General features: G+C 41.8%; 39 protein-coding genes and 1 pseudogene. All 40 read left to right on the top strand.

Annotated features, from left to right (window positions below; translation table 11 throughout):
* Window positions 1-18: 18 nt before the first annotated feature.
* On the top strand, window positions 19-3621 hold the full coding sequence (gene rpoC / locus NSQ94_RS00745) for a DNA-directed RNA polymerase subunit beta' (protein ID WP_063387151.1): 3603 nt from the start codon (window positions 19-21) through the stop codon (window positions 3619-3621).
* A gap of 111 nt (window positions 3622-3732) precedes the next feature.
* Window positions 3733-3981 (top strand): 50S ribosomal protein L7ae-like protein, encoded by a 249-nt coding sequence (locus NSQ94_RS00750; RefSeq protein ID WP_339229902.1) that lies wholly within the window; start codon window positions 3733-3735, stop codon window positions 3979-3981.
* 101 nt (window positions 3982-4082) lie between these two features.
* On the top strand, window positions 4083-4496 hold the full coding sequence (gene rpsL, locus NSQ94_RS00755) for a 30S ribosomal protein S12 (protein WP_063387153.1): 414 nt from the start codon (window positions 4083-4085) through the stop codon (window positions 4494-4496).
* Between the two features lie 42 nt (window positions 4497-4538).
* Window positions 4539-5009, top strand: a complete 471-nt coding sequence (gene rpsG, locus NSQ94_RS00760) for a 30S ribosomal protein S7 (protein WP_063387154.1) — start codon at window positions 4539-4541, stop codon at window positions 5007-5009.
* Window positions 5010-5056: 47 nt separating this feature from the next.
* Window positions 5057-7135 (top strand): elongation factor G, encoded by a 2079-nt coding sequence (gene fusA, locus NSQ94_RS00765; protein ID WP_066247907.1) that lies wholly within the window; start codon window positions 5057-5059, stop codon window positions 7133-7135.
* Window positions 7136-7266: 131 nt separating this feature from the next.
* The gene (gene tuf / locus NSQ94_RS00770) at window positions 7267-8454 is read left to right on the top strand and encodes an elongation factor Tu (protein WP_063387156.1); all 1188 of its coding nucleotides are present in this window, start codon (window positions 7267-7269) and stop codon (window positions 8452-8454) included.
* Between the two features lie 272 nt (window positions 8455-8726).
* On the top strand, window positions 8727-9035 hold the full coding sequence (rpsJ, locus tag NSQ94_RS00775; RefSeq protein ID WP_063387157.1) for a 30S ribosomal protein S10: 309 nt from the start codon (window positions 8727-8729) through the stop codon (window positions 9033-9035).
* A gap of 39 nt (window positions 9036-9074) precedes the next feature.
* The gene (gene rplC, locus NSQ94_RS00780) at window positions 9075-9704 is read left to right on the top strand and encodes a 50S ribosomal protein L3 (RefSeq protein WP_063387158.1); all 630 of its coding nucleotides are present in this window, start codon (window positions 9075-9077) and stop codon (window positions 9702-9704) included.
* A gap of 28 nt (window positions 9705-9732) precedes the next feature.
* The gene (rplD, locus tag NSQ94_RS00785) at window positions 9733-10356 is read left to right on the top strand and encodes a 50S ribosomal protein L4 (RefSeq protein WP_063387159.1); all 624 of its coding nucleotides are present in this window, start codon (window positions 9733-9735) and stop codon (window positions 10354-10356) included.
* Window positions 10356-10643, top strand: a complete 288-nt coding sequence (gene rplW, locus NSQ94_RS00790) for a 50S ribosomal protein L23 (RefSeq protein WP_063387160.1) — start codon at window positions 10356-10358, stop codon at window positions 10641-10643. Before rplD ends, rplW begins: the two co-directional genes overlap by 1 nt.
* Before the next feature lie 27 nt (window positions 10644-10670).
* Window positions 10671-11501: a 50S ribosomal protein L2 gene (gene rplB / locus NSQ94_RS00795; RefSeq protein ID WP_063387161.1), complete on the top strand. Its 831-nt coding sequence runs from the start codon at window positions 10671-10673 to the stop codon at window positions 11499-11501.
* A gap of 57 nt (window positions 11502-11558) precedes the next feature.
* On the top strand, window positions 11559-11837 hold the full coding sequence (rpsS, locus tag NSQ94_RS00800; protein ID WP_063387162.1) for a 30S ribosomal protein S19: 279 nt from the start codon (window positions 11559-11561) through the stop codon (window positions 11835-11837).
* Between the two features lie 20 nt (window positions 11838-11857).
* Window positions 11858-12199, top strand: coding sequence for a 50S ribosomal protein L22 (gene rplV / locus NSQ94_RS00805; protein WP_063387163.1), 342 nt, complete (start codon window positions 11858-11860; stop codon window positions 12197-12199).
* 3 nt (window positions 12200-12202) lie between these two features.
* A complete protein-coding gene (gene rpsC / locus NSQ94_RS00810) occupies window positions 12203-12859 on the top strand; it encodes a 30S ribosomal protein S3 (RefSeq protein ID WP_063387164.1) in 657 nt (218 codons plus the stop codon).
* A 2-nt stretch (window positions 12860-12861) separates the two neighbouring features.
* Entirely contained in the window at window positions 12862-13296 is a 435-nt protein-coding gene (gene rplP / locus NSQ94_RS00815; RefSeq protein ID WP_063387165.1) for a 50S ribosomal protein L16, read from the top strand.
* Window positions 13286-13486: a 50S ribosomal protein L29 gene (gene rpmC, locus NSQ94_RS00820; RefSeq protein WP_063387166.1), complete on the top strand. Its 201-nt coding sequence runs from the start codon at window positions 13286-13288 to the stop codon at window positions 13484-13486. Before rplP ends, rpmC begins: the two co-directional genes overlap by 11 nt.
* Window positions 13487-13507: 21 nt before the next feature.
* Complete coding sequence (gene rpsQ / locus NSQ94_RS00825; protein WP_063387167.1) at window positions 13508-13771, top strand: 30S ribosomal protein S17; 264 nt, start codon at window positions 13508-13510, stop codon at window positions 13769-13771.
* 41 nt (window positions 13772-13812) lie between these two features.
* Entirely contained in the window at window positions 13813-14181 is a 369-nt protein-coding gene (gene rplN / locus NSQ94_RS00830; RefSeq protein WP_063387168.1) for a 50S ribosomal protein L14, read from the top strand.
* A gap of 35 nt (window positions 14182-14216) precedes the next feature.
* Window positions 14217-14528, top strand: coding sequence for a 50S ribosomal protein L24 (rplX, locus tag NSQ94_RS00835; RefSeq protein ID WP_063387169.1), 312 nt, complete (start codon window positions 14217-14219; stop codon window positions 14526-14528).
* Window positions 14529-14548: 20 nt separating this feature from the next.
* A complete protein-coding gene (gene rplE / locus NSQ94_RS00840) occupies window positions 14549-15094 on the top strand; it encodes a 50S ribosomal protein L5 (protein WP_063387170.1) in 546 nt (181 codons plus the stop codon).
* Window positions 15095-15114: 20 nt separating this feature from the next.
* Window positions 15115-15300: a type Z 30S ribosomal protein S14 gene (locus NSQ94_RS00845; RefSeq protein WP_063387171.1), complete on the top strand. Its 186-nt coding sequence runs from the start codon at window positions 15115-15117 to the stop codon at window positions 15298-15300.
* A 30-nt stretch (window positions 15301-15330) separates the two neighbouring features.
* Window positions 15331-15729 (top strand): 30S ribosomal protein S8, encoded by a 399-nt coding sequence (rpsH, locus tag NSQ94_RS00850; protein WP_063387172.1) that lies wholly within the window; start codon window positions 15331-15333, stop codon window positions 15727-15729.
* A 29-nt stretch (window positions 15730-15758) separates the two neighbouring features.
* Window positions 15759-16295, top strand: a complete 537-nt coding sequence (rplF, locus tag NSQ94_RS00855) for a 50S ribosomal protein L6 (protein ID WP_063387173.1) — start codon at window positions 15759-15761, stop codon at window positions 16293-16295.
* A 31-nt stretch (window positions 16296-16326) separates the two neighbouring features.
* Window positions 16327-16689: a 50S ribosomal protein L18 gene (gene rplR / locus NSQ94_RS00860; RefSeq protein WP_063387174.1), complete on the top strand. Its 363-nt coding sequence runs from the start codon at window positions 16327-16329 to the stop codon at window positions 16687-16689.
* 21 nt (window positions 16690-16710) lie between these two features.
* A complete protein-coding gene (rpsE, locus tag NSQ94_RS00865; RefSeq protein WP_063387175.1) occupies window positions 16711-17211 on the top strand; it encodes a 30S ribosomal protein S5 in 501 nt (166 codons plus the stop codon).
* A 13-nt stretch (window positions 17212-17224) separates the two neighbouring features.
* Window positions 17225-17407, top strand: coding sequence for a 50S ribosomal protein L30 (gene rpmD, locus NSQ94_RS00870; RefSeq protein ID WP_063387176.1), 183 nt, complete (start codon window positions 17225-17227; stop codon window positions 17405-17407).
* A gap of 23 nt (window positions 17408-17430) precedes the next feature.
* Complete coding sequence (gene rplO / locus NSQ94_RS00875; protein WP_063387177.1) at window positions 17431-17871, top strand: 50S ribosomal protein L15; 441 nt, start codon at window positions 17431-17433, stop codon at window positions 17869-17871.
* Window positions 17871-19163, top strand: a complete 1293-nt coding sequence (gene secY / locus NSQ94_RS00880) for a preprotein translocase subunit SecY (RefSeq protein ID WP_063387178.1) — start codon at window positions 17871-17873, stop codon at window positions 19161-19163. The genes rplO and secY overlap by 1 nt, the downstream gene beginning before the upstream one ends.
* A 58-nt stretch (window positions 19164-19221) precedes the next feature.
* A complete protein-coding gene (locus NSQ94_RS00885; RefSeq protein ID WP_117017137.1) occupies window positions 19222-19875 on the top strand; it encodes an adenylate kinase in 654 nt (217 codons plus the stop codon).
* Window positions 19872-20618 carry a type I methionyl aminopeptidase gene (gene map, locus NSQ94_RS00890; protein WP_117017136.1) on the top strand — a complete coding sequence of 249 codons (747 nt, stop codon included), beginning with the start codon at window positions 19872-19874 and terminating at the stop codon, window positions 20616-20618. Before NSQ94_RS00885 ends, map begins: the two co-directional genes overlap by 4 nt.
* 15 nt (window positions 20619-20633) lie before the next feature.
* A pseudogene (locus tag NSQ94_RS00895) lies at window positions 20634-20968 on the top strand (KOW domain-containing RNA-binding protein).
* Complete coding sequence (gene infA / locus NSQ94_RS00900) at window positions 20946-21164, top strand: translation initiation factor IF-1 (protein ID WP_003178377.1); 219 nt, start codon at window positions 20946-20948, stop codon at window positions 21162-21164. Before NSQ94_RS00895 ends, infA begins: the two are co-directional and overlap by 23 nt.
* Before the next feature lie 35 nt (window positions 21165-21199).
* Window positions 21200-21313, top strand: coding sequence for a 50S ribosomal protein L36 (gene rpmJ / locus NSQ94_RS00905; protein ID WP_003156543.1), 114 nt, complete (start codon window positions 21200-21202; stop codon window positions 21311-21313).
* Between the two features lie 23 nt (window positions 21314-21336).
* Window positions 21337-21702 carry a 30S ribosomal protein S13 gene (gene rpsM, locus NSQ94_RS00910; protein WP_063387182.1) on the top strand — a complete coding sequence of 122 codons (366 nt, stop codon included), beginning with the start codon at window positions 21337-21339 and terminating at the stop codon, window positions 21700-21702.
* Window positions 21703-21722: 20 nt separating this feature from the next.
* Complete coding sequence (rpsK, locus tag NSQ94_RS00915; RefSeq protein ID WP_063387183.1) at window positions 21723-22112, top strand: 30S ribosomal protein S11; 390 nt, start codon at window positions 21723-21725, stop codon at window positions 22110-22112.
* Between the two features lie 184 nt (window positions 22113-22296).
* Window positions 22297-23241 carry a DNA-directed RNA polymerase subunit alpha gene (locus NSQ94_RS00920; RefSeq protein ID WP_063387184.1) on the top strand — a complete coding sequence of 315 codons (945 nt, stop codon included), beginning with the start codon at window positions 22297-22299 and terminating at the stop codon, window positions 23239-23241.
* 53 nt (window positions 23242-23294) lie between these two features.
* Window positions 23295-23690, top strand: a complete 396-nt coding sequence (rplQ, locus tag NSQ94_RS00925; RefSeq protein ID WP_063387185.1) for a 50S ribosomal protein L17 — start codon at window positions 23295-23297, stop codon at window positions 23688-23690.
* Window positions 23691-23873: 183 nt separating this feature from the next.
* On the top strand, window positions 23874-24716 hold the full coding sequence (locus tag NSQ94_RS00930; protein WP_094244885.1) for an energy-coupling factor ABC transporter ATP-binding protein: 843 nt from the start codon (window positions 23874-23876) through the stop codon (window positions 24714-24716).
* A complete protein-coding gene (locus tag NSQ94_RS00935; RefSeq protein WP_327857011.1) occupies window positions 24692-25567 on the top strand; it encodes an energy-coupling factor ABC transporter ATP-binding protein in 876 nt (291 codons plus the stop codon). Before NSQ94_RS00930 ends, NSQ94_RS00935 begins: the two co-directional genes overlap by 25 nt.
* On the top strand, window positions 25557-26354 hold the full coding sequence (locus tag NSQ94_RS00940; RefSeq protein ID WP_063387188.1) for an energy-coupling factor transporter transmembrane protein EcfT: 798 nt from the start codon (window positions 25557-25559) through the stop codon (window positions 26352-26354). Before NSQ94_RS00935 ends, NSQ94_RS00940 begins: the two co-directional genes overlap by 11 nt.
* The last annotated feature ends 4 nt before the right edge of the window (window positions 26355-26358 follow it).

Raw genomic sequence — 26358 nt, forward strand, 5'->3', positions numbered from 1 at the left:
AAAAGGGAGGTAGGCCCCTTGCTGGATGTAAATAATTTTGAGTATATGCACATCGGTCTTGCTTCACCTGATAAAATTCGTTCATGGTCATATGGTGAAGTGAAAAAACCAGAAACGATCAACTATCGTACTTTAAAGCCTGAAAAAGACGGTTTGTTTTGTGAACGTATATTCGGTCCGACAAAAGATTGGGAATGCCACTGCGGAAAATATAAACGGGTTCGCTATAAAGGCGTAGTATGCGATCGATGCGGTGTTGAGGTTACGCGAGCAAAAGTGCGTCGGGAGAGAATGGGGCATATCGAACTTGCTGCCCCTGTCTCTCATATTTGGTATTTCAAAGGGATTCCAAGCCGTATGGGACTAGTTCTTGACATGTCACCTCGAGCATTGGAAGAAGTTATTTATTTTGCCTCTTACGTCGTGACAGATCCTGGGGACACACCACTTGAAAAGAAACAGCTTTTATCTGAAAAAGAGTATCGCACATACCGCGAGAAATACGGAAATGCCTTCCAAGCATCAATGGGTGCGGAAGCAATTAAAAAATTATTGCAAGATATCAATCTTGATAAAGAAGTAGAAGCGTTAAAAGAAGAGCTTAAATCTTCTCAAGGCCAGCGGCGCACAAGAGCGATTAAACGCCTTGAAGTGATGGAAGCATTCAGAAATTCCGGGAATGACCCTTCATGGATGGTGTTGGATGTACTTCCTGTCATTCCGCCTGAATTGCGGCCGATGGTTCAATTGGATGGCGGACGCTTTGCAACTTCCGATTTGAACGATTTGTATCGCCGTGTTATTAACCGAAACAATCGTTTAAAAAGACTGTTGGATCTTGGAGCGCCAAGTATCATCGTGCAAAATGAGAAACGGATGCTTCAAGAGGCTGTTGACGCTCTTATTGACAATGGACGCCGTGGTCGTCCAGTTACTGGACCGGGAAATCGTCCACTGAAGTCACTCTCTCATATGCTGAAAGGAAAGCAAGGACGCTTCCGTCAAAACCTGTTAGGAAAACGGGTTGACTACTCTGGACGTTCCGTTATCGTTGTCGGCCCAAATCTGAAAATGTATCAATGCGGTTTGCCAAAGGAAATGGCGCTTGAGCTCTTTAAGCCTTTTGTCATGAAGGAGCTTGTTGAAAAAGGGCTGGCACATAACATTAAAAGCGCCAAACGGAAAATTGAACGCGTCCATCCTGAAGTTTGGGATGTGTTGGAGGAAGTCATTAAAGAACATCCGGTTCTGCTTAACCGGGCACCGACTTTGCACAGATTAGGAATCCAAGCGTTCGAACCGACGTTAGTCGAAGGGCGTGCCATTCGTCTACATCCGTTGGTATGTACAGCCTATAATGCTGACTTCGACGGTGACCAAATGGCTGTTCACGTTCCGTTATCGGCAGAAGCACAAGCAGAAGCAAGGCTGTTAATGCTTGCGGCTCAAAACATTTTAAATCCGAAAGACGGAAAACCGGTTGTTACGCCTTCACAAGATATGGTGTTGGGGAACTATTACTTAACAATGGAACGTGAAGGAGCGATCGGAGAAGGGAAAATTTTCAAAGATCCTGATGAGGCGCTCATTGCCTATCAAAACGGCCATGTACATTTGCATACACGAATTGCAGTACATGCCGGTTCCTTAAAGAACGAAACATTTACAGAAGAACAAAATAAAAAGCTTCTGATCACAACGGTAGGAAAATTAATATTCAACGAAATACTGCCGAATTCGTTCCCGTATATTAATGAGCCGTCAACTAAGAACATTCAAGAATGCACGCCTGATAAATATTTTGTTGATCCGGCACAGGTAGATGTGCGGGAGCACATTAAAAACCAAGAAATCATTCCGCCATTTAAAAAAGGAATTTTAGGAAAAATTATTGCCGAAGTCTTTAAGAGATTCCATATTACTGAAACATCGAAAATGCTTGACCGCTTAAAAGATTTAGGCTTTAAATATTCGACTAAAGCCGGAATTACAATCGGTGTTTCTGATATTGTTGTGTTGGCGGAAAAAGAAGCAATTTTAAAAGAGGCGCAAGCTAAAGTTGACAATGTCTTGAAGCAATTCAGACGCGGATTAATCACTGAAGATGAGCGGTACGATCGTGTTATCTCTATTTGGAGTGCTGCTAAAGACACCATTCAAAGCAAGTTGATGAATTCATTAGATAAGCGGAATCCGATTTTCATGATGAGCGATTCAGGAGCTCGCGGAAATGCATCTAACTTCACGCAGCTTGCGGGAATGCGCGGACTGATGGCTAACCCTGCTGGACGAATTATTGAGCTTCCGATTAAATCGAGTTTTAGAGAAGGTTTGACAGTGTTAGAATACTTCATCTCGACCCATGGTGCCAGAAAAGGTCTGGCAGATACAGCATTAAAAACTGCTGACTCCGGTTATTTAACACGCCGCCTTGTAGATGTTGCGCAAGATGTGATTATTCGTGAGGAAGACTGCGGAACAGACAGAGGAATTTTAGCGAGAGCGCTGAAAGACGGTTCAGAAGTTATCGAAAAACTCGAGGAACGGATTATCGGACGATATGCAAGAAGATCGGTTATTCATCCTGAAACGGGTGAAGTGCTTGTCAGGGAAAATGAAATGATTACCGAAGACATAGCAGCTCAAATTATCAATGCAGGGATAGAAGAAGTTTGGATTCGCTCTGCATTCACATGTAATACAAGACATGGTGTATGTAAAAAATGTTATGGACGGAACTTGGCTACCGGCACTGATGTCGAAGTAGGCGAAGCGGTAGGAATTATCGCAGCTCAATCGATCGGAGAGCCGGGTACACAGCTGACGATGCGTACTTTCCACACCGGTGGGGTTGCCGGCGACGACATTACCCAAGGTTTGCCGCGTGTTCAAGAATTGTTTGAAGCCCGTAATCCAAAAGGGCAAGCGGTTATTTCAGAAATTGACGGGGTAGTTGCTGAAATTAATGAAGTGAGAGATAAGCAGCAAGAAATTGTCGTCCGCGGTGAAGTGGAAACACGCACATACACGGCGCCATTTAACGCCCGCTTAAAAGTAGCTGTGGGGGACCGTGTAGAACGCGGTCAAGAAATTACGGAAGGTTCAATAGATCCAAAAGAATTGTTGAAAGTAAAAGACATTTTAGCCGTTCAAGAATATTTGCTTCGTGAAGTGCAAAAAGTGTACAGAATGCAAGGTGTGGAAATCGGCGATAAACATATTGAAGTAATGGTGCGGCAAATGCTGCGGAAAGTCCGTGTCATCGATTCCGGCGATACGGATGTTCTGCCGGGAACACTCCTTGACGTTCATCAATTTACAGAAGCGAATAAAAAGGTGCTTTTGGAAGGAAAACGCCCTGCAACAGGACGTCCGGTATTGCTCGGTATTACAAAGGCATCGCTTGAAACGGAGTCCTTCTTGTCTGCCGCATCATTCCAAGAGACAACACGCGTATTAACGGATGCGGCCATTAAAGGAAAACGAGATGAACTGTTAGGCTTGAAGGAAAATGTTATTATCGGTAAGCTTGTTCCGGCTGGAACAGGAATGCAGCTCTATAGAAAAATAAAACCGGTCATGAATAAAAAATCCGTTGACGAAACGATTTCGGTTGAATAATTGTCGGGGAAAAGATGGATGCCGTAAAATGCACAGTTGACATCCATCTTTTCCAATGTTAATATTATCAAGGTGTGTAAATATCACCTGTCACTTTGGAGGATATGAAATATGTCTTATGAAAAAGTAGCACAGGCTGAAAAGATTATTATTGGTACAAAGCAAACAGTGAAAGCTCTGAAAAATGACGCTGTAAAGGAAGTTATCATTGCAGTGGATGCTGACCCGAAAGTGACAAACAAAGTGGTTCAGCTGGCTGAAGAGAAAGAAGTTCCTTTAATTAGGGTCGATTCTATGAAGAAGCTCGGAAAAGCTTGCGGAATAGAAGTTGGAGCGGCAGCTGTTGCAATTATAAAATAAACATTGTTTTTGTAGATTTCTGCAAAAACAATTGTTTTTACCAAATTATGAACCGCCTGGATGTGTGGGTTTGAAAAAACGTTTGAAGGGAGGAAATGTATATGCCTACAATTAACCAATTAGTGCGAAAAGGCCGCACGCGCAAAGTAGTAAAATCAAAATCTCCTGCGTTAAACAAAGGATACAACAGCTTCAAAAAAGAACAAACAAATTTATCTTCGCCGCAAAAACGAGGAGTATGTACACGTGTTGGAACAATGACACCTAAAAAACCAAACTCAGCTCTTCGTAAATATGCACGTGTCCGCTTGTCAAACGGAATTGAAGTAACAGCTTATATTCCGGGGATCGGACATAACCTGCAAGAGCACAGCGTTGTGCTAATCCGCGGCGGACGTGTAAAAGACTTGCCTGGTGTCCGCTATCATATCGTACGCGGAGCTCTTGACACAGCTGGAGTTGAAAACCGTAAGCAAGGCCGTTCCAAATATGGAACGAAACGTCCTAAAAACTAAAAGATAATATAATAAATACAGAATGAAGGGAGGAATTTAGTGATGCCACGTAAAGGACCTGTACCAAAACGTGACGTACTACCAGATCCAATTTACAATTCAAAATTAGTAACTCGTCTGATTAATAAAATCATGATTGACGGTAAAAAAAGCAAAGCGCAAAAAATTCTTTACAATGCATTTGATATCGTGAGAGAACGAACTGGCAAAGATCCAATGGAAGTGTTTGAACAAGCATTGAAAAATATTATGCCAGTATTAGAAGTTCGTGCACGCCGAGTAGGGGGCGCAAACTACCAAGTACCTGTAGAGGTTCGTCCTGAACGCCGCACAACTTTGGGTCTTCGCTGGTTAGTAAACTATGCCCGCCTTCGTGGTGAAAGAACGATGGAAGAACGTCTTGCGGCTGAAATCATTGACGCAGCAAACAACACAGGTGCGGCAGTGAAAAAGCGTGAAGATACACATAAAATGGCTGAAGCGAATAGAGCATTTGCACATTATCGCTGGTAATAAACATAATATTTATCAATACCCATGAAGGAAGGAGAAATTACCCGATGCCAAGAGAGTTCTCCTTAGAAAAAACTCGCAATATCGGTATTATGGCGCACATTGATGCTGGTAAGACGACAACAACTGAGAGAATTTTGTTCTATACAGGCCGCATTCACAAAATCGGGGAGACTCACGAAGGAGCTTCCCAAATGGACTGGATGGAGCAAGAACAAGAACGCGGTATTACCATTACATCTGCCGCTACAACAGCTCAATGGAAGGGACATCGGATCAATATTATTGATACGCCAGGGCACGTAGACTTCACGGTTGAAGTTGAACGTTCTTTGAGAGTCCTAGACGGAGCAGTTGCAGTTCTTGATGCTCAGTCTGGTGTTGAGCCGCAAACGGAAACAGTTTGGCGCCAAGCAACAACATACGGAGTGCCGCGCATTGTATTTGTTAACAAAATGGATAAAATCGGCGCAGACTTTTTATACTCTGTCAAAACACTTCACGATCGCTTAGAGGCTAACGCACACCCTATTCAGCTCCCGATTGGAGCAGAAGATCAATTTCAAGGTATCATTGACCTTGTGGAAATGAAAGCATATTACTATCTGGATGATCTAGGTACGCGTTCGGAAGCTCGTGAAATTCCAGACGAGTATAAAGAACAAGCAGAAGAGCTGCACACTCGATTGATTGAAGCAGTTGCAGAGCTTGATGAAGAATTGATGATGAAGTACCTTGAAGGAGAGGAAATTTCCGTTGACGAGCTGAAAGCAGCTATCCGTAAAGGTACTTGTAACGTTGAGTTTTATCCTGTTTTATGCGGCTCAGCTTTTAAAAACAAAGGCGTGCAGCTAATGCTGGATGCGGTAATTGATTACTTGCCATCGCCAATCGATGTGCCACCGATAAAAGGCGTCATCCCTGATACAGAGGAAGAAACAGTTCGCAAATCAAGCGACGATGAACCATTTGCTGCATTGGCGTTTAAAGTAATGACAGACCCATATGTAGGAAAATTAACTTTCTTCCGCGTATATTCAGGAACATTAAGTTCCGGTTCATACGTATCCAATTCCACAAAAGGTAAACGTGAACGGATTGGACGTATTCTACAAATGCACGCGAATCACCGCGAAGAAATTCCAATGGTATATGCAGGTGATATTGCTGCTGCAGTTGGTTTAAAAGATACAACAACTGGAGATACTCTATGTGATGAAAACCATCCGGTTATTTTAGAATCGATGGAGTTTCCAGAGCCTGTTATCAGAGTTGCGATTGAACCTAAATCAAAAGCAGACCAAGACAAAATGTCAACAGCATTGCAAAAACTATCTGAAGAAGACCCAACATTCAAATCGCATACGGATCCGGAAACTGGCCAAACAATTATTGCCGGTATGGGTGAACTTCACCTTGACATTATCGTTGACCGTATGAAACGTGAATTTAAAGTTGAGTGTAATGTCGGTGCGCCACAAGTTGCGTATCGCGAAACATTCCGCTCATCCGCACAAGTTGAAGGTAAATTCGTACGTCAATCAGGCGGACGCGGACAATACGGTCACGTTTGGATCGAATTCAGTCCAAATGAAGAAGGAAAAGGATTTGAATTCGAAAACGCAATTGTCGGTGGTGTCGTTCCACGCGAGTACATCCCAGCGGTTCAGGCTGGTTTGGAAGATGCTATGCAAAACGGTGTGCTTGCAGGCTATCCGTTAATTGACATTAAAGCTAAACTTTTTGATGGGTCTTACCACGATGTTGACTCAAGTGAGATGGCGTTTAAAATTGCCGCTTCACTTGCCCTTAAAAATGCTGCTCAAAAATGTAACCCGGTACTCCTTGAGCCAATTATGAAAGTTGAAGTAATTGTACCTGAAGAGTACATGGGAGACATCATGGGTGATATCACTTCACGCCGTGGTCGTGTGGAAGGAATGGAAGCACGTGGAAATGCACAAGTTGTAAAAGCAATGGTTCCACTTGCTGAAATGTTTGGTTATGCAACCGCACTTCGTTCCAATACACAAGGACGCGGTACATTTACGATGCACTTCGATCATTACGAAGAGGTGCCTAAAAACATTGCAGAAGAAATTATCAAAAAAAATAAAGGCGAATAATTGATTTTCAACCATTGTTCAAGTATAAATACTTATGTAGCCCTTGGATGCGGATGCACTTGCGCCGCCTCCAAGTATTCTATATATTTATTTAAAATGAAACATATTTTTTTAAGGAGGAAAAATTACTTATGGCTAAAGCGAAATATGAACGCTCTAAACCACATGTTAACATTGGTACAATCGGCCACGTTGACCATGGTAAAACTACTTTGACTGCAGCTATTACTACTGTTCTTGCAAAACAAGGTAAAGCTGAAGCTCGTGCATATGATCAAATTGACGGTGCTCCAGAAGAGCGTGAACGCGGAATCACGATTTCAACTGCACACGTAGAATACGAAACTGACAACCGCCACTATGCACACGTTGACTGCCCTGGACACGCAGACTATGTTAAAAACATGATCACTGGTGCTGCTCAAATGGACGGCGCTATCCTAGTTGTTTCTGCTGCTGACGGTCCTATGCCGCAAACTCGTGAGCACATTCTTTTATCTCGCCAAGTAGGTGTGCCTTACATCGTTGTATTCTTAAACAAATGCGATATGGTAGACGACGAAGAATTATTAGAACTAGTTGAAATGGAAGTTCGTGACCTTCTTTCTGAATATGACTTCCCTGGCGACGATGTACCTGTTATCAAAGGTTCTGCGCTTAAAGCACTTGAAGGAGATGCTGAATGGGAAGAAAAAATCATTGAATTAATGAACGCAGTTGACGAATACATCCCAACTCCAGAACGCGATACAGAAAAACCTTTCATGATGCCTGTTGAAGACGTATTCTCTATCACTGGTCGCGGTACAGTTGCAACTGGTCGTGTAGAACGCGGCGTTGTAAAAGTTGGTGACGAAGTAGAAATCGTTGGTTTAGCTGAAGAATCTAAGAAAACAACTGTTACTGGTGTTGAAATGTTCCGTAAGCTTCTTGATCAAGCAGAAGCTGGAGACAACATCGGTGCTTTACTTCGCGGTATCGCACGTGACGAAGTAGAACGCGGCCAAGTTTTAGCAAAACCTGGTTCTATTACACCGCACAAAAAATTCAAAGCACAAGTTTACGTTCTTTCTAAAGAAGAAGGTGGACGTCATACTCCATTCTTCTCTAACTACCGTCCACAATTCTATTTCCGTACTACAGACGTAACTGGAATTATCACTCTTCCAGAAGGCGTAGAAATGGTAATGCCTGGAGATAACGTTGAAATGACTGTTGAACTCATTTCTCCAGTTGCGATTGAAGACGGTACGAAATTCTCTATCCGCGAAGGCGGTCGTACTGTAGGTGCAGGATCTGTTTCAGCTATCCTTGACTAATTGAAAAAAGCGAGTCGAATAGGCTCGCTTTTTTTATTATAAATATGAAGTCTGCAACGCTTTAACTTTTAAAGAAACAACACTAAATTTTATAGGAAATCCTGAATTTTTCTTGCATTAGACACCTGTTTTTTATATAATGTATAACGTTGGTCTTTGACTGCGATGAAGCGGGAGGTTGCTGATACACCCGGCCGCTTTGCCATGGCGGGCGTACAGGAAATTCTCGTGGAGAATTGTCTATGGAAAGTAGGCGAAAAGGAGGGAAAATAATGGCAAAACAAAAAATTCGAATTCGATTAAAAGCGTATGATCACAGAATCCTTGATCAATCTGCCGAAAAAATTGTAGAAACTGCAAAACGTTCGGGAGCAAATGTTTCTGGTCCAATTCCGCTACCGACTGAAAAAACAGTTTATACAATTCTTCGAGCAGTGCACAAATATAAAGATTCTCGTGAACAATTTGAAATGCGTACACATAAACGTTTAATCGATATTGTCAACCCTACACCGCAAACGGTTGATGCGTTAATGCGTTTAGATTTGCCTTCTGGTGTAGACATTGAAATTAAACTGTAACGATAGATTAAAACATTTGAAATTTAGGAGGTGTGACTCATGACCAAAGGAATCTTAGGAAGAAAAATTGGAATGACGCAAGTATTTGCAGAAAACGGTGAATTAATTCCTGTTACTGTAGTTGAAGCATCCCCAAACGTCGTTCTTCAAAAGAAGACTGTTGAAACAGACGGCTACGATGCTATTCAACTGGGTTTTGAAGACAAGCGTGAAAAGCTTGCAAACAAGCCGGAAAAAGGTCACGCTGCAAAAGCAAATACTGCTCCTAAGCGCTTCATTCGTGAAGTTAGAGGTGCTAATGTAGACGAGTATGAAATTGGTCAAGAGGTTAAAGTAGACATTTTTTCTGCTGGGGAACTTGTTGATGTGACAGGTATTTCTAAAGGGAAAGGATTTCAAGGTGCGATTAAACGTCACGGACAATCACGTGGCCCAATGTCTCACGGTTCACGGTACCACCGTCGTCCTGGTTCAATGGGAGCCATTGCACCAAACCGTGTTTTTAAATCAAAAGAACTTCCTGGAAGAATGGGCGGTGAACGCGTAACCGTTCAAAATCTTGAAGTTGTAAAAGTAGATGCTGAACGCAATCTTCTTTTAATCAAAGGGAATGTTCCGGGACCGAAAAAATCATTAGTTATTATTAAATCTGCAGTAAAAGCGAAGTAATTTCAACAGGAAAGGAGGAAACGGAAAAATGCCGAAAGTTACGTTATATAACCAAAACGGATCAGCAGTTGGCGAAATCGAATTAAATGATTCTGTTTTTGGTATTGAGCCGAATAAACACGTATTATTTGAAGCTGTCATTATGCAAAGAGCTTCTCAAAGACAAGGCACTCATAAAGTAAAAAACCGTTCTGAAGTTAGTGGCGGTGGCCGTAAGCCATGGCGTCAAAAAGGTACAGGACGCGCACGTCAGGGATCCATCCGTTCACCTCAATGGCGCGGAGGTGGGACAGTATTTGGACCAACACCTCGCACATATGCATACAAATTACCGAAAAAAGTCCGCCGCTTAGCAATCAAATCAGCTTTATCTTCTAAAGTTCAAGAGAACAATATTGTTGTATTAGAAGATTTAGTGTTGGAAGCTCCAAAAACGAAAGAAATGGCTGGAATTCTCAAAGGGCTTTCCGTTGACAGAAAAGCGCTGATTGTAACAGGAGACGAAAACGAAAATGTAATCCTGTCTGCACGCAATATTCCAGGTGTAACAGTTGTTACGGCTAATGGAATCAACGTGTTGGATGTGTTGAGCCATGATAAACTTGTTATTACAAAAGCAGCGGTGGAAAAAGTAGAGGAGGTGCTTGGATAATGAAGGATCCTCGAGATATTATTAAGCGCCCCATCATCACTGAACGTTCAATGGATCTAGTAGCTGACAAAAAATATACATTCGAAGTAGATGTGAAAGCAAACAAAACAGAAGTGAAGGACGCTATTGAAAAAATTTTCGATGTCAAAGTTGAAAAAGTCAACATTATGAATTACAAAGGAAAACTTAAACGTGTTGGCCGGTTCAGCGGTTTGACAAATCGCCGTAAAAAAGCAATCGTGAAATTAACGGCAGACAGCAAAGAAATCGAATTGTTCGAAGCATAATTTTGAAAGTGAAGGAGGGAAACTGAGATGGCGATTAAAAAATATAAACCAACCTCTAACGGTCGCCGCGGCATGACAGTATCTGATTTTGCTGAAATCACTACTGACAAGCCGGAAAAGTCGTTGCTTGCTCCGCTTCATAAAAAAGCAGGACGCAACAACCAAGGTAAGCTAACTGTTCGTCATCAAGGCGGAGGCCATAAACGTCAATATCGTATTATTGATTTTAAGCGCGATAAAGATGGAATACCAGGACGCGTTGCTACTATTGAGTACGATCCAAACCGCTCCGCAAACATTGCATTAATTAACTATGTTGACGGAGAAAAACGCTATATTCTGGCTCCTAAAAACTTAAAAGTAGGAATGGAAGTAATGTCAGGACCTACAGCTGATATTAAAGTTGGAAACGCACTTCCTCTTCAAAATATCCCAGTAGGTACTGTCATTCATAACATCGAATTAAAACCAGGAAAAGGCGGACAATTGGTTCGTTCTGCAGGTACTTCAGCTCAAGTGCTTGGTAAAGAAGGAAAATATGTATTAGTTCGTTTAGCTTCTGGTGAGGTCCGCATGATTTTGGCAACTTGCCGTGCCACTGTCGGCCAAGTAGGGAATGAGCAGCATGAATTAATTAATATTGGTAAAGCAGGTCGTTCCCGCTGGTTAGGCAAACGTCCAACAGTTCGCGGATCTGTTATGAACCCTAGCGATCACCCGCACGGTGGGGGAGAAGGAAAAGCACCTATTGGTCGTAAATCTCCTATGACGCCTTGGGGTAAACCGACTCTTGGGTTTAAAACTCGCAAAAAGAAAAACAAATCCGATAAATTTATCGTTCGCCGTCGTAAAAAATAACGGGGTTGTTCTACGGTTCATCAGAACCGTAGCGCAATCACGAAGGGAGGTAACATTATGGGTCGTAGCTTAAAAAAAGGACCATTCTGCGATGATCATTTAATGAAAAAAATCGAAAAATTAAATGAAACTGGAAGCAAACAAGTCATCAAAACTTGGTCTCGCCGTTCAACTATTTTCCCATCTTTCATCGGTCATACCATTGCGGTCTATGATGGAAGAAAACATGTTCCAGTATACATTACTGAAGACATGGTAGGACATAAGCTTGGAGAGTTTGCTCCAACTCGTACTTACAGAGGCCATGCCGGCGATGACAAGAAGACAAAACGCTAATATGAGAGGAGGATTTTAGGATGCAGGCTAAAGCTGTTGCGAGAACAGTACGAATTGCTCCTCGTAAAGCTCGTTTAGTTATTGACTTGATCCGAGGAAAGCAAGTTGGTGAGGCAATTGCCATTCTTCGCCATACACCTAAAGCTGCTTCACCAATTATTGAAAAAGTGTTAAAATCGGCTGTTGCAAATGCAGAGCATAACTATGACATGGACGGAAACAATTTATATATTGAAAAGGCTTATGTTGATGAAGGACCAACTTTGAAACGCTTTAGACCACGTGCACAAGGTAGAGCGAGCCAAATCAACAAACGCACAAGCCATATTACGATCATTGTTTCGGAAAAAAAGGAGGGATAATTAGTGGGTCAAAAGGTAAATCCAGTCGGTCTTCGAATTGGCATCATTCGTGATTGGGAATCGAAATGGTATGCAGAAAAAGATTATGCAGACCTGTTACATGAAGACCTCAAAATTCGTGAATACATTAATAAACGTTTAAGCGATGCATCCGTTTCCCGCATTGAAATTGAACGTGCGGCAAACCGTTTAAATATCACTATCCACACAGCTAAGCCAGGAATGGTTATCGGTAAAGGTGGTACAGAGGTCGAAGCTTTAAGAAAGGCTTTGAACCAACTAACTGGCAAACGTGTGCACATTAATATTTTAGAAATTAAAAAAGCTGATTTAGATGCAAAACTTGTTGCGGAAAATATTGCACGTCAGCTAGAAAACCGCGCTTCGTTCCGTCGTGTTCAAAAACAAGCGATCCAACGTGCAATGCGCGCAGGTGCATTAGGTATTAAAACAATGGTATCCGGCCGTCTTGGTGGTGCAGATATCGCACGTTCTGAACATTACAGTGAAGGAACGGTACCGCTTCATACTCTTCGCGCAGACATCGATTACGGAACTGCAGAAGCGGATACAACGTACGGAAAATTAGGCGTAAAAGTTTGGATTTATCGTGGAGAAGTTCTTCCAGCTAAAAAGAACAATGAGGAAGGAGGCAAATAATTATGTTAATGCCTAAACGCGTAAAATATCGTAGAGAACATCGCGGGAAAATGCGCGGACGTGCAAAAGGCGGCACTGAAGTTCATTTCGGTGAATATGGCATTCAAGCTCTTGAGCCTGCTTGGATCACCAACAGACAAATTGAAGCAGCACGTATCGCGATGACGCGTTATATGAGACGTGGCGGAAAAGTTTGGATTAAAATTTTCCCGTCTAAACCATACACGGCTAAACCTTTAGAAGTACGGATGGGTTCCGGTAAAGGGGCACCTGAAGGCTGGGTTGCCGTAGTGAAGCCGGGTAAAGTATTGTTCGAGGTTGCGGGTGTTTCTGAAGAAGTTGCACGTGAAGCACTGCGTCTTGCATCTCATAAATTACCGATCAAAACAAAATTTGTAAAACGTGAAGAAATTGGTGGTGAATCAAATGAAAGCTAAAGAAATTCGTGATCTAACCACTGCCGAAATTGAACAAAAAGTGAAATCTTTAAAAGAAGAATTGTTTAACTTGCGCTTCCAGCTTGCGACTGGTCAGCTTGAAAATACTGCCCGCATCCGTGAAGTACGCAAAACGATTGCTAGAATGAAAACTATTATTCGCGAAAGAGAAATTGCTGCAAACAAATAATCGTGAGAGGAGGTTTGCCAAATGAGTGAACGCAACAAGCGCAAAGTTTATACTGGACGCGTCGTGTCGGATAAAATGGATAAGACCATCACTGTTCTTGTTGAAACTTATAAAAAACACCCGCTTTATGGAAAACGCGTGAAATATTCTAAAAAGTTCAAAGCTCATGATGAGCAAAACAAAGCGAAAGTCGGCGATATCGTTCGCATTATGGAAACTCGCCCGCTATCTGCAACAAAACGTTTCCGTTTAGTTGAAATTGTAGAAGAAGCAGTTATTATTTAATTTGGTTCGGATGAAAAAAATTCCGAAGGGAGGTCACGAACATGATTCAACAAGAATCTCGTTTAAAAGTTGCTGATAACTCTGGTGCACGTGAATTGTTAACAATTAAAGTTCTTGGCGGATCTGGTCGTAAAACAGCAAATATCGGTGATATTATTGTCGGTACGGTTAAACAAGCAACACCAGGAGGCGTTGTTAAAAAAGGTGATGTAGTAAAAGCTGTTGTTGTGCGTACAAAACGTGGTGTGCGCCGTCCTGACGGTTCGTACATTCGTTTTGACGAAAACGCATGCGTCATCATCCGCGAAGACAAAAGCCCGAGAGGTACTCGTATTTTTGGACCGGTTGCGCGTGAACTTCGCGATAAAAACTTTATGAAAATCGTTTCTCTTGCTCCAGAAGTACTTTAATTATGAGTTTGGCTTACCAAGGAGGTGTGTAATCGATGCATGTTAAGAAGGGTGACAAAGTAATGGTGATCGCCGGAAAAGATAAAGGAAAACAAGGCGTGATCCTTGCAGCATATCCGAAAAAGAACCGCGTGCTTGTGGAAGGCGTGAACATCGTGAAAAAACATGCGAAGCCTTCTCAAGATAATCCACAAGGCGGAATTATCAGTAAAGAAGCGCCTATTCATGTATCAAATGTAATGCCATTAGATCCAAAAACAGGTGAACCGACTCGTGTCGGTTATAAAATTGTGGACGGCAAAAAGGTGCGTGTAGCAAAAAAATCAGGTGAAATTTTAGATAAATAATTTGGAAGGGAGGTCTATTTATGAACCGCCTTAAAGAAAAATACGTAAAAGAAATCATACCTGCACTAATGAACAAGTTTAACTATAAATCTGTTATGCAAGTTCCTAAAATCGAAAAAATTGTCATCAATATGGGCGTCGGTGATGCAGTCCAAAATGCGAAAGCGCTGGACAGTGCTGTTGAAGAATTAACTCTCATTTCTGGTCAAAAACCTGTAGTGACTCGTGCGAAAAAATCCATTGCCGGCTTCCGGCTTCGTGAAGGAATGCCGATCGGCTGCAAAGTTACGCTTCGTGGAGAGCGTATGTACGATTTCTTTGACAAATTGATTTCCGTTTCTTTACCACGTGTGCGCGACTTCCGTGGTGTATCTAAAAAATCATTTGATGGCCGCGGCAATTATACGCTTGGTATTAGAGAACAACTTATTTTCCCAGAAATTGATTACGATAAAGTAAATAAAGTAAGAGGTATGGATATCGTAATCGTTACAACAGCAAAAACCGATGAAGAGGCTCGCGAGCTATTAACTCTGTTCGGCATGCCGTTCCAAAATAATCGCTAATTTAGATTGGAGGCGAAAATGTGGCTAAAAAGTCAATGATTGCGAAACAAAAACGCAAGCAAAAATTTAAAGTGCGTGAATACACACGCTGTGAACGCTGCGGCCGTCCGCATGCAGTCATCCGCAAATTTAAGCTTTGCCGTATTTGTTTCCGTGAACTTGCTTACAAAGGTCAGATCCCTGGCGTGAAAAAAGCTAGTTGGTAGTATCGATAAATGGGAAGGAGGTTATTTATAATGGTGATGACAGATCCTATTGCAGATATGCTTACTCGCATTCGCAATGCGAACATGGTTCGTCATGAAAAACTGGAAGTTCCTGCTTCCAAAATTAAACGGGAAATTGCTGAAATTTTAAAGCGTGAAGGGTTTATTCGCGATTATGAATATATTGAAGATAATAAACAAGGTATTTTGCGCATTTTCTTAAAGTACGGGCCTAACAACGAACGTGTTATAACTGGCCTTAAACGAATCAGCAAACCAGGCTTGCGCGTTTATGCAAAAGCTAATGAAGTGCCACGTGTGTTGAATGGATTAGGAATAGCAATCGTTTCGACTTCTCAAGGCGTTTTAACTGATAAAGAAGCGCGCGCGAAGCAAACAGGCGGAGAAGTGCTCGCATACGTTTGGTAATTTTTTAACACGAAATGGAGGTGTCATTCATGTCACGTGTAGGGAAAAAACCGCTTGAAATTCCTTCAGGTGTCACTGTTACGATTAATGGAAATACAGTAACAGTAAAAGGACCAAAAGGAGAATTAACCCGTACATTTCATCCAGATATGGATATAAAAGTTGAAGATCAAGTATTAACTGTTACTCGTCCATCTGACAATAAAGAGCACCGTGCTCTTCACGGGACGACTCGCAGCCTTCTTGCCAATATGGTTGAAGGTGTTTCCAAAGGCTTTGAAAAAAGTTTAGAACTGATCGGGGTCGGATACCGTGCATCAAAATCAGGAAAGAAACTAGTATTGAATGTCGGATACTCTCATCCAGTCGAATATGAACCTGAACAAGGCATTGAAATCGACGTTCCTTCTCAAACAAAAATCGTCGTTAAAGGTACAGATAAAGAGCGTGTTGGCGCAGTCGCTGCAAACATTCGTGCGGTTCGTCCGCCTGAACCATATAAAGGAAAAGGCATCCGCTATGAAGGAGAATATGTGCGCCGCAAAGAAGGTAAGACTGCTAAGTAATGCCGCATAAAGAAAGAAAGGAGTGACGTAGATGATTACAAAACCTAGTAAAAATGCGGTTCGCAAAACTAGACATGCACGCGTGCGTTCAAAGGTTTCCGGTACAGCCGCTCGCCCGCGTTTAAATGTATACCGCTCCAACAAGCACATTTATGCTCAAGTGATTGATGATACAAATCACCAAACGCTTGTGAGTGCTTCTACTTTGGATAAAGAGCTTAACTTGGAATCAACTGGGAATGTAGAAGCTGCTCAAAAGGTCGGCGAACTTGTTGCAAAACGTGCGCTTGAAAAAGGTATTAAATCTGTTGTGTTTGACCGTGGTGGATATTTATATCATGGACGTGTGAAGGCTTTAGCTGATGCAGCTCGCGAAGTTGGCCTTGAATTTTAATCGACAAAGGAGGGAAAAGTGATGCGTCGTATTGATCCAAGCAAACTTGAACTTGAAGAACGTGTTGTTACCGTAAACCGTGTTGCAAAAGTAGTAAAAGGTGGCCGTCGTTTCCGTTTTGCTGCTCTTGTTGTTGTCGGAGACAAAAACGGTCATGTAGGTTTCGGAACTGGTAAAGCGCAAGAAGTTCCTGATGCTATCCGCAAAGCAATTGAAGATGCAAAGAAAAACTTAATTGAAGTACCAATTGTAGGTACGTCCATTCCACACGAAGTAATCGGTAAATTCGGTGCAGGAAAGATTCTCTTGAAACCTGCTGTTGAAGGTACGGGGGTTATCGCTGGAGGACCTGTCCGTGCAGTACTTGAATTAGCAGGTGTTCACGATATCTTATCTAAATCTTTAGGCTCCAATACACCGATTAATATGGTTCGGGCAACAGTTGACGGGTTAAAGCAGCTGAAGCGTGTAGAAGATGTTGCTAAACTTCGTGGAAAAACGGTTGAAGAACTGTTAGGATAAGGAGGGAAAGACAATGGCAAAAAAATTGGCGATTACCCTCAAAAAGAGTGTAATTGGTCGTCCTGAAGACCAAAGAATAACCGTTAAAACATTAGGCTTGCGGAAATTGCATCAAACAGTTGTTCATAATGACAATCCGGCAATTCGCGGAATGATCAATAAAGTGTCACATCTCGTGAAAGTGGAAGAACAATAATCAAATAAGGAGGTGCCAAGGTTATGAAGCTTCATGAATTAAAACCGGCAGAAGGTTCTCGTAAAGAGCGGAATCGTGTTGGTCGCGGTATTGGTTCAGGTAATGGAAAAACTGCTGGACGTGGTCAAAAAGGACAAAATGCCCGATCTGGCGGTGGAGTTCGGCCTGGATTTGAAGGCGGTCAAACTCCTCTATTCCGTCGTTTGCCAAAACGTGGGTTTACAAACATTAACCGCAAAGAATATCAAGTTGTGAACTTGGACAAATTGAATCGTTTTGAAGACGGTACGGAAATTACTCCAGAGCTTCTTTTGGAAACAGGTGTTGTAAGCAAACTGAAAGCAGGTATTAAAGTGCTTGGAGACGGTAAATTAGAGAAAAAATTAACGGTTAAAGCACACAAATTTTCTGCTTCAGCAAAAGAGGCAATTGAAGCCGCCGGCGGTTCTGCTGAGGTGATTTAATGTTCAAGGCAATCTCCAATTTTATGCGCGTGGGTGACATTCGCAATCGAATCTTGTTCACCCTTCTTATGCTGGTAATTTTCCGGATCGGCACTTTTATCCCTGTCCCGGGTGTGAACGCAGACGTACTAAAAGCACAAGACCAATTGAACGTATTTGGCGTTTTGAACATTTTTGGAGGCGGGGCATTGCAAAACTTCTCCATTTTAGCAATGGGGATTATGCCTTACATTACTGCTTCAATCATTGTTCAGCTTCTGCAAATGGACGTTGTACCGAAATTTACAGAGTGGTCGAAGCAGGGTGAAGTAGGCCGCAGAAAGCTTGCCCAATTCACGCGTTATTTAACAATTATTTTAGGATTTATTCAAGCGCTGGCAATGTCATATGGCTTTAATAATATGGCCGGCGGTCTGTTAATCATAAACCCTGGCATTGGAAACTATTTGTTGATCGCACTTGTTTTAACTGCGGGAACAGCCTTTTTAATGTGGCTTGGTGAGCAAATTACCGCAAAAGGCGTTGGGAACGGTATTTCTATTATTATCTTTGCTGGGATTGCTGCCGGCATTCCAACGGCAGTAAACCAAATTTATGCTCAACAATTTGCGGATGTTGGCGATCAGCTATTTTTAAGAATTGTAACTGTCGTTTTGCTTGTTCTTGCCGTTTTATTAGTTGTTGTAGCTGTTATTTTCGTTCAACAAGCATTCCGAAAAATTCCGATTCAGTATGCAAAGCGGCTTGCAGGTAGAAGTCCGGTTGGGGGACATTCAACGCATCTCCCATTGAAGGTTAACTCTGCTGGAGTCATTCCAGTCATTTTTGCAGTATCGTTTATTGTTACCCCCACTACGATTGCATCGTTCTTTGGACCAAATGATGTAACAAGATGGATTCAAAAAACATTTGATTACACGCAACCTATCGGGATGATCATCTACGTTGCATTAATTATCGCTTTCGCTTATTTCTATACATTTGTTCAAGTGAACCCGGAGCAAATGGCTGAAAATTTGCAGAAGCAAGGCGGCTATATACCGGGTATAAGACCAGGAAAAAGTACACAAGAGTACGTAACGAAAATTTTATACCGTTTAACATTTGTCGGTTCTATTTTTCTAGCAGTTGTCTCAATACTTCCTGTCTTTTTTATAAAATTTGCTGACTTGCCTTCTTCAGCACAAATAGGTGGAACAAGTCTCTTGATCGTTGTCGGTGTCGCTTTGGAAACTATGAAGCAGCTTGAGAGCCAGCTTGTCAAACGTCATTACAAAGGTTTTATGAAATAAGAGGTTGTGGGGCGATGAATGTCCCATTCCCTCGAAAAGCGTTTGAGGGGGAGAGTCCATGAATTTAGTATTAATGGGGCTGCCTGGGGCAGGAAAAGGAACACAGGCTGAAAAAATTGTTGAAAAATACAACATCCCGCATATTTCAACAGGAGATATGTTCAGAGCAGCTATAAAAGATGGAACCGAGTTAGGGTTACAAGCGAAGTCTTATATGGATAAAGGCGAATTAGTGCCGGATGAAGTTACGATTGGTATTGTTCGGGAAAGATTAGGCAAGAATGATACTGATAAAGGCTTTTTATTGGATGGTTTTCCGCGCACCGTTGCTCAAGCGGAGGCTTTGGAGCAAATTTTAAAAGAGCTTAATAAAGAAATTGATTATGTTATCAACATTCATGTTGACCAAGAAATTTTAATGGAACGGCTAACAGGACGAAGAATTTGCAAAAATTGCGGTGCAACGTACCATCTTGTATTCAATCCGCCAAAAGAAGAAGGAATTTGTGATAAGTGCGGAGGAAATTTATATCAACGAGCTGATGATAACGCTGAAACCGTTGGAAACCGTTTGGAAGTGAATTTGAAGCAGTCGAAACCGCTGCTTGATTTCTATAAATCTAAAGGCTATTTGAAAAATATTGACGGTCAGCAAGAGATTAACAAAGTATTTGAAGATATTTGCAACTTGCTTGGAGGCTTGGGTGAATGATTATTTGCAAAACAAAGCGCGAAATTGAAATTATGCGCGAGGCTGGACGGATTGTTGCTTTAACTCACCAAGAGCTCCAGAAATATATTCAGCCTGGTATTACAACAAAAGAACTGGACAGTATTGCTGAAAAGTTTATACGTGAACATGATGCAATCCCCTCATTTAAAGGGTATAATGGTTTTCGCGGCAGTATTTGCACTTCCGTGAATGAAGAGCTTGTTCACGGAATACCTGGAGACCGTGTATTGCGTGATGGAGATATTATTAGTATTGACATTGGTGCGAAATACAACGGCTATCACGGGGACTCTGCATGGACTTATCCTGTCGGTACAATTTCCGAAGAAACACAGAAATTGCTTGATGTTACAAAAGAATCTTTATATAAAGGATTAGAAGAAGCAAAACCAGGGGGAAGACTTTCGAACATTTCTCATGCCATTCAAGTTTACGTCGAATCTCACGGTTTTTCCATTGTTCGTGAATACGTAGGTCATGGCGTAGGGCAAGACTTGCATGAGGATCCTCAAATTCCGCATTATGGTCCACCGAACAAAGGGCCAAGGCTGAAGCCCGGTATGGTTTTAGCGATTGAGCCTATGGTCAATGCGGGAAGCCGTTATGTCAGAACGTTAGCTGATAATTGGACTGTCGTGACTGTAGATGGCAAAATGTGTGCTCATTTTGAACATACAATTGCCATTACTGATACAGGTTATGAAATTTTAACAACACCCTAAGTGAAGGTGATGTGCGTGAGTGATCCTGAGTCGAGTCCGCAAATAGGTCAGTTTGTCTTGATTACGAAAGGGAGAGAAGCTGGCAAATATGCGATTGTCGTGAAAATTCTCGATGATCGATTCGTATTGATTGCCGATGGAGAAAAGCGAAAGTTTCATTCTCCAAAGAAAAAAAACATCCATCATCTTGAATTTTTTGATTGCGTATCTCCGGAAGTTCAGAACAGTATATTGGAAACTGGCCGTGTGACAAATGGCAAACTTCGATATGCAATAAGCCGATTTGTCAATGAACAAGTTACTGATTTGAGGAAGGGAGACAATTGAATGGCGAAAGACGATGTCATTGAAGTAGAGGGTACCGTTGTTGAGACGTTGCCTAACGCGATGTTTAAAGTAGAGTTGGAAAATGGTCATACTGTGCTGGCTCATGTTTCTGGAAAAATTAGAATGCATTTTATTCGTATTTTGCCGGGTGATAAAGTTACGGTTGAGTTATCACCATATGATTTAACCCGCGGAAGAATTACGTATCGATATAAATAATTTGCACTCCGGATTATTAAGGAGGTTGGATAAACATGAAAGTAAGACCATCAGTGAAACCTATATGCGAAAAATGTAAAGTCATTCGCAGAAAAGGAAAAGTTATGGTTATTTGCGAAAATCCAAAACATAAACAAAAACAAGGTTAATTTTTGAAGGAGGTGCTCATATTATGGCGCGTATTGCTGGTGTAGATATTCCACGCGATAAACGCATTGTCATTTCTTTAACTTATATTTACGGAATCGGTCGTTCAACAGCTCAAAAAATTTTAGCTGAAGCTGGAGTTTCCGAAGATACTCGTGTTCGTGATTTAACAGAAGAAGAATTAGGAAGAATTCGTGACATTGTCGACACTTATAAAGTGGAAGGAGATCTTCGACGGGAAGTTTCTCTAAACATTAAGCGTCTCATTGAAATTGGCTGCTACCGTGGTATCCGCCATCGCCGTGGTTTGCCTGTTCGAGGCCAAAATACGAAAAACAACGCACGTACTCGTAAAGGACCGCGCCGTACGGTTGCTAACAAGAAAAAATAAGTAAAGGAGGTTAACTGTAAATGGCTCGTAAAACAAATACTCGCAAACGCCGCGTAAAAAAGAATATTGAGACAGGCATCGCACATATTCGATCAACCTTTAACAACACGATTGTCACTATTACAGATGTGCACGGCAATGCAATTGCTTGGTCAAGTGCCGGTGCATTAGGATTTAAAGGTTCTCGTAAGTCAACTCCGTTTGCTGCACAGATGGCAGCTGAAGCAGCTGCTAAAGCTTCTATGGAGCACGGAATGAAATCATTAGAGGTTTCTGTAAAAGGACCTGGCGCAGGCCGCGAAGCTGCGATTCGTGCTCTTCAAGCAGCAGGTCTTGAAGTGACATCTATTAAAGACGTCACACCTGTTCCACATAATGGATGCCGTCCGCCAAAACGTCGTCGTGTGTAATTTATCTGTATATATTTTGTAACCCTGTCAATAATGGGTTATGATACAGTTATAGATTCTAGCATTTATTAAGATGTTGTTTGTGCACATTCGGGACTTTATGATTGGGGAATTTCGGTTAGACGCGTTTTCTCTTCTTTGTCTAGCCGGGGTTTCGACGTTTTGAAGGAGGGTTTTATTTAGAATGATTGAAATTGAAAAACCAAAAATCGAAACGGTTGAAATCAGTGATGACGCGAAATATGGGAAATTCGTTGTCGAGCCACTTGAGCGTGGATATGGTACAACTTTGGGTAACTCCTTACGTCGTATCCTATTATCCTCACTCCCTGGTGCCGCTGTAACATCTGTTCAAATTGACGGCGTCCTCCATGAATTTTCTACAATTGATGGTGTCGTCGAAGATGTTACAACGATTATTTTAAATTTAAAAAAGCTTGCTCTGAAAATTTATTCAGAAGAAGAGAAGACGCTAGAAATTGACGTACAAGGTGAAGGGCCCATTACGGCAGCAGATATAACTCACGATAGCGATGTTGAAATATTAAATCCTGATCTTCATATTGCAACTCTTGCGAAAGATGCTCATTTGCGGCTGAGAATGACGGCGAAGCGCGGGAGAGGATACAGCCCGGCTGAAGAAAATAAACGGGAAGATCAACCAATAGGTGTCATCCCAATCGATTCGATTTACACACCCGTTTCTAGAGTTTCTTATCAAGTGGAAAATACACGGGTTGGTCAAGTGACAGATTATGATAAGCTGACAATTGATGTTTGGACAGATGGAAGCATCGGTCCAAAGGAAGCTATCGCACTTGGCTCTAAAATTTTGATGGAGCACTTAAACATTTTCGTTAGCTTAACAGATGAAGCGCAAAATGTTGAAATCATGGTTGAAAAAGAAGAGGACCAAAAAGAAAAAGTGCTTGAAATGACGATTGAGGAACTTGACCTCTCTGTTCGTTCTTATAACTGTTTGAAACGTGCAGGTATTAACACAGTTCAAGAACTTGCGAACAAAACAGAAGAGGACATGATGAAAGTGCGTAATTTAGGACGCAAATCGCTAGAAGAAGTAAAACAAAAATTAGAAGACCTTGGTTTGAGTTTACGAAAAGACGATTAACTGATTTTTCAAAGTCTATATAGATCAACTTCCAACAAAGGAGGGAACATCACATGTCTTATAGAAAATTAGGACGTACTAGTGCGCAGCGTAAAGCAATGCTCCGTGACTTAGCAACGGACTTAATTATTAACGAACGAATTGAAACGACTGAAGCCCGTGCAAAGGAGCTTCGTGCTGTTGTAGAGAAGCTGGTTACTTTAGGTAAACGTGGTGATTTGCATGCTCGTCGCCAAGCAGCACAGTTTATTCGCAATGAGGTTGCGAAAACTGTGACAGTTTCAGGCCAAGACGGAAAGGAAAAAGAAAAACCTTTCTATGCATTGCAAAAATTATTTGATGAAGTGGCACCACGTTACCAAGATCGTCAAGGCGGCTACACACGAATTTTGAAAATGGGTCCTCGCCGTGGTGACGGAGCACCAATGGTTATCATTGAATTCGTGTAATTTAGATATAAATGAACTTCAAGGGCGGGACAGTTGTAATGACTGCATCTATGCCCTTTTTTATTTATCTTCAAGTACTTTACAAAGCGGATTGATTTTCTTTTGGCAGCCTCTGCATCTCATATTTATAGACATGATATTCGCGTTTACTTCATCTGTACTTGAGGCGGGAGGAGGGCATCTGTGGAACGGTCGATCATTCAAGTTCAACATGTAACATACCGCTATAATAAAGAAAGTGAAAAGCCTGCACTAACGGATGTTTCCTTTGATGTGTATGAAGGGGAATGGCTGGCCATCGTCGGACACAATGGATCAGGGAAATCAACATTGGCCCGGATGCTAAACGGTCTGCTGCTGCCTGACGAAGGAACCGTTACTGTATCAGGAATCACATTATCAGAAAAAACCATTTGGGATATTCGAAAAAGGATTGGAATGGTGTTTCAAAACCCAGATAATCAATTTGTCGGCGCCACTGTACGGGACGATGTCGCTTTTGGTATGGAAAACATAGGTATACCGAGAGAAGAGATGGTAAAACGAATCGAATGGGCGACGAAAATTGTAAAAATGAATGAATTTTTAGAACGGGAACCTCATCATCTTTCTGGCGGACAAAAGCAGCGGGTCGCGATTGCAGGCGTTTTGGCTGTTCAACCAAGCATTATTGTTTTAGATGAAGCGACTTCAATGCTTGATCCAATTGGACGCCGGGAAGTAATTGAAACCATTTGGTCATTGAAAGAAAAAGGGCTTGTGACGGTCATTTCCATCACCCATGATTTGGAAGAGGCGGCCAAAGCAGATCGGATGATTGTAATGAATGGAGGCAAAAAATTTGTGGAGGGAACTCCGAAAGAAGTGTTTCGCTTGGAAGAGGAGCTGGTAAGCATCGGTTTAGATCTTCCGTTTTCTTACAAGCTGAGCAAACGGCTTCTTGAAAAAGGAGTGCCTTTAGCGACGCGACACCTTAATGTAGAAAGCCTGGTGGACGAATTATGGACATTAAAATCCGACAATTAGAACATCGTTACCAAATGAACACTCCTTTTGAACGGCTCGCTTTGTGTGATATCAATATGGATATCCATGAAGGAACATATTTGGCCGTGATTGGGCATACCGGATCGGGAAAATCAACGATTTTGCAGCATTTAAACGGCCTGCTTTTGCCAACGAAAGGCTCTATTCAACTTGGAGACCGGCTGATTAAGGCAGGAGAAAAACAGAAAAACTTGAAATCTATCCGAAAAAAGGTCGGAATTGTCTTTCAATTCCCAGAGCATCAATTATTCGAAGAAACCGTCGAAAAAGATATAGCATTCGGTCCAATGAATTTTGGCGCATCGTTTGAAGAAGCGAAAAAAAAGGTAAAAGAAGTGCTGCCGCTTGTCGGTCTAGGAGAAGAAATCCTTCATCAATCCCCGTTTGAGCTAAGCGGGGGACAAATGCGAAGAGTGGCGATTGCAGGTGTTTTAGCGATGGAGCCGGAGGTGCTCGTTTTAGATGAACCGACTGCAGGATTGGATCCAAAAGGCCGAAATGAGATCATGGAGCTTTTTTATCGTCTCCATAAAGAAAAAAAATTAACAACGATATTAGTAACGCATAGCATGGAAGATGCAGCAAAGTACGCTGATGAAATTGCCGTTTTGCACCAAGGGGAATTAAAGATGAAAGGGTCGCCAAAGGAAATATTCCGGTTGACTGAGGAACTGGAGCAGCTTGGGCTCGATTTGCCGGAATCAATTAAATTTGTCATGAAGCTTGAAGAAAAATTTTCTTTAACGGTTAAAGACAAGCCATTGACTTTAGAGGAAACGGCCGATTTCATTGAAGCCTTTTTAAAAGAAGGTGTCGTATATGATCGATAATATCATCATCGGAAAATATGTTCCTGGCAGCACAGTCATTCATCGAATGGATCCCCGTGCAAAACTGCTAACGATTTTTTTATATGTTTTTATCGTCTTTTTTGCCAATAACGGAATCACTTACTTTTTATTAGGATTATTTACGTTCATCATTATTTTGCTGACGAAGCTTCCGTTCTCTTTCTTATGGAACGGTTTAAAACCTGTTATATGGATCGTTGGGTTTACATTTTTGCTGCACATTTTAGTAACAAAAGAAGGGGACATGCTGTTCCGCTTCGGCTTTTTTTCCATTTATGAAGAAGGCTTGCGGCAAGGGTTTTTTATCTCTCTTCGGTTCATTTTCTTAATTTTTATGACAACGACATTGACCTTAACAACAACGCCTATCGAAATAACGGATGGAATGGAAAGTCTGTTAAAGCCTTTTAAAAAATTTAAACTTCCTGTCCATGAACTAGCATTAATGATGTCTATTTCTCTTCGCTTTATACCGACTCTGCTGGAGGAAACAGAAAAAATTTTAAAGGCGCAAATGGCAAGAGGGGTAGATTTTACATCAGGGCCTGTAAAAGAGCGAATAAAAGCAATCGTTCCTTTGCTTGTACCACTTTTCATAAGCGCTTTTAAGCGGGCCGAAGAGCTTGCTACCGCTATGGAAGCCAGGGGGTATCGCGGAAGTGAAGGACGTACGAAAATCAGGCAGCTGAAATGGGGAGCGATTGATTCCATTATGATGGCCTCTATCCTGCTGTTATCAATTATTTTATTACTATTGCGTGCCTAGGAGT

Origin of the sequence: Aeribacillus sp. FSL K6-2833 (genome assembly GCF_037965815.1) — a bacterium.
Lineage (GTDB): Bacteria > Bacillota > Bacilli > Bacillales > Aeribacillaceae > Aeribacillus > Aeribacillus composti.

Coding starts and splice junctions, on each gene's coding strand:
- rpsJ (WP_063387157.1), top strand. CDS start 8,727: ATGGCAAAACAAAAAATTCGAATTCGATTAAAAGCGTATGATCACAGA.
- rplC (WP_063387158.1), top strand. CDS start 9,075: ATGACCAAAGGAATCTTAGGAAGAAAAATTGGAATGACGCAAGTATTT.
- rplO (WP_063387177.1), top strand. CDS start 17,431: ATGAAGCTTCATGAATTAAAACCGGCAGAAGGTTCTCGTAAAGAGCGG.
- rplN (WP_063387168.1), top strand. CDS start 13,813: ATGATTCAACAAGAATCTCGTTTAAAAGTTGCTGATAACTCTGGTGCA.
- rpsG (WP_063387154.1), top strand. CDS start 4,539: ATGCCACGTAAAGGACCTGTACCAAAACGTGACGTACTACCAGATCCA.
- rpsQ (WP_063387167.1), top strand. CDS start 13,508: ATGAGTGAACGCAACAAGCGCAAAGTTTATACTGGACGCGTCGTGTCG.
- NSQ94_RS00940 (WP_063387188.1), top strand. CDS start 25,557: ATGATCGATAATATCATCATCGGAAAATATGTTCCTGGCAGCACAGTC.
- secY (WP_063387178.1), top strand. CDS start 17,871: ATGTTCAAGGCAATCTCCAATTTTATGCGCGTGGGTGACATTCGCAAT.
- fusA (WP_066247907.1), top strand. CDS start 5,057: ATGCCAAGAGAGTTCTCCTTAGAAAAAACTCGCAATATCGGTATTATG.
- rplX (WP_063387169.1), top strand. CDS start 14,217: ATGCATGTTAAGAAGGGTGACAAAGTAATGGTGATCGCCGGAAAAGAT.
- rplP (WP_063387165.1), top strand. CDS start 12,862: ATGTTAATGCCTAAACGCGTAAAATATCGTAGAGAACATCGCGGGAAA.
- rplV (WP_063387163.1), top strand. CDS start 11,858: ATGCAGGCTAAAGCTGTTGCGAGAACAGTACGAATTGCTCCTCGTAAA.
- rpmC (WP_063387166.1), top strand. CDS start 13,286: ATGAAAGCTAAAGAAATTCGTGATCTAACCACTGCCGAAATTGAACAA.
- rplW (WP_063387160.1), top strand. CDS start 10,356: ATGAAGGATCCTCGAGATATTATTAAGCGCCCCATCATCACTGAACGT.
- NSQ94_RS00750 (WP_339229902.1), top strand. CDS start 3,733: ATGTCTTATGAAAAAGTAGCACAGGCTGAAAAGATTATTATTGGTACA.
- rplE (WP_063387170.1), top strand. CDS start 14,549: ATGAACCGCCTTAAAGAAAAATACGTAAAAGAAATCATACCTGCACTA.
- map (WP_117017136.1), top strand. CDS start 19,872: ATGATTATTTGCAAAACAAAGCGCGAAATTGAAATTATGCGCGAGGCT.
- infA (WP_003178377.1), top strand. CDS start 20,946: ATGGCGAAAGACGATGTCATTGAAGTAGAGGGTACCGTTGTTGAGACG.
- rplB (WP_063387161.1), top strand. CDS start 10,671: ATGGCGATTAAAAAATATAAACCAACCTCTAACGGTCGCCGCGGCATG.
- NSQ94_RS00920 (WP_063387184.1), top strand. CDS start 22,297: ATGATTGAAATTGAAAAACCAAAAATCGAAACGGTTGAAATCAGTGAT.
- NSQ94_RS00935 (WP_327857011.1), top strand. CDS start 24,692: ATGGACATTAAAATCCGACAATTAGAACATCGTTACCAAATGAACACT.
- rplQ (WP_063387185.1), top strand. CDS start 23,295: ATGTCTTATAGAAAATTAGGACGTACTAGTGCGCAGCGTAAAGCAATG.
- rpsM (WP_063387182.1), top strand. CDS start 21,337: ATGGCGCGTATTGCTGGTGTAGATATTCCACGCGATAAACGCATTGTC.
- rpsK (WP_063387183.1), top strand. CDS start 21,723: ATGGCTCGTAAAACAAATACTCGCAAACGCCGCGTAAAAAAGAATATT.
- rplF (WP_063387173.1), top strand. CDS start 15,759: ATGTCACGTGTAGGGAAAAAACCGCTTGAAATTCCTTCAGGTGTCACT.
- rpsS (WP_063387162.1), top strand. CDS start 11,559: ATGGGTCGTAGCTTAAAAAAAGGACCATTCTGCGATGATCATTTAATG.
- rpmJ (WP_003156543.1), top strand. CDS start 21,200: ATGAAAGTAAGACCATCAGTGAAACCTATATGCGAAAAATGTAAAGTC.
- rpsE (WP_063387175.1), top strand. CDS start 16,711: ATGCGTCGTATTGATCCAAGCAAACTTGAACTTGAAGAACGTGTTGTT.
- rpsL (WP_063387153.1), top strand. CDS start 4,083: ATGCCTACAATTAACCAATTAGTGCGAAAAGGCCGCACGCGCAAAGTA.
- rplR (WP_063387174.1), top strand. CDS start 16,327: ATGATTACAAAACCTAGTAAAAATGCGGTTCGCAAAACTAGACATGCA.
- rpmD (WP_063387176.1), top strand. CDS start 17,225: ATGGCAAAAAAATTGGCGATTACCCTCAAAAAGAGTGTAATTGGTCGT.
- tuf (WP_063387156.1), top strand. CDS start 7,267: ATGGCTAAAGCGAAATATGAACGCTCTAAACCACATGTTAACATTGGT.
- NSQ94_RS00885 (WP_117017137.1), top strand. CDS start 19,222: ATGAATTTAGTATTAATGGGGCTGCCTGGGGCAGGAAAAGGAACACAG.
- rpsH (WP_063387172.1), top strand. CDS start 15,331: ATGGTGATGACAGATCCTATTGCAGATATGCTTACTCGCATTCGCAAT.
- rplD (WP_063387159.1), top strand. CDS start 9,733: ATGCCGAAAGTTACGTTATATAACCAAAACGGATCAGCAGTTGGCGAA.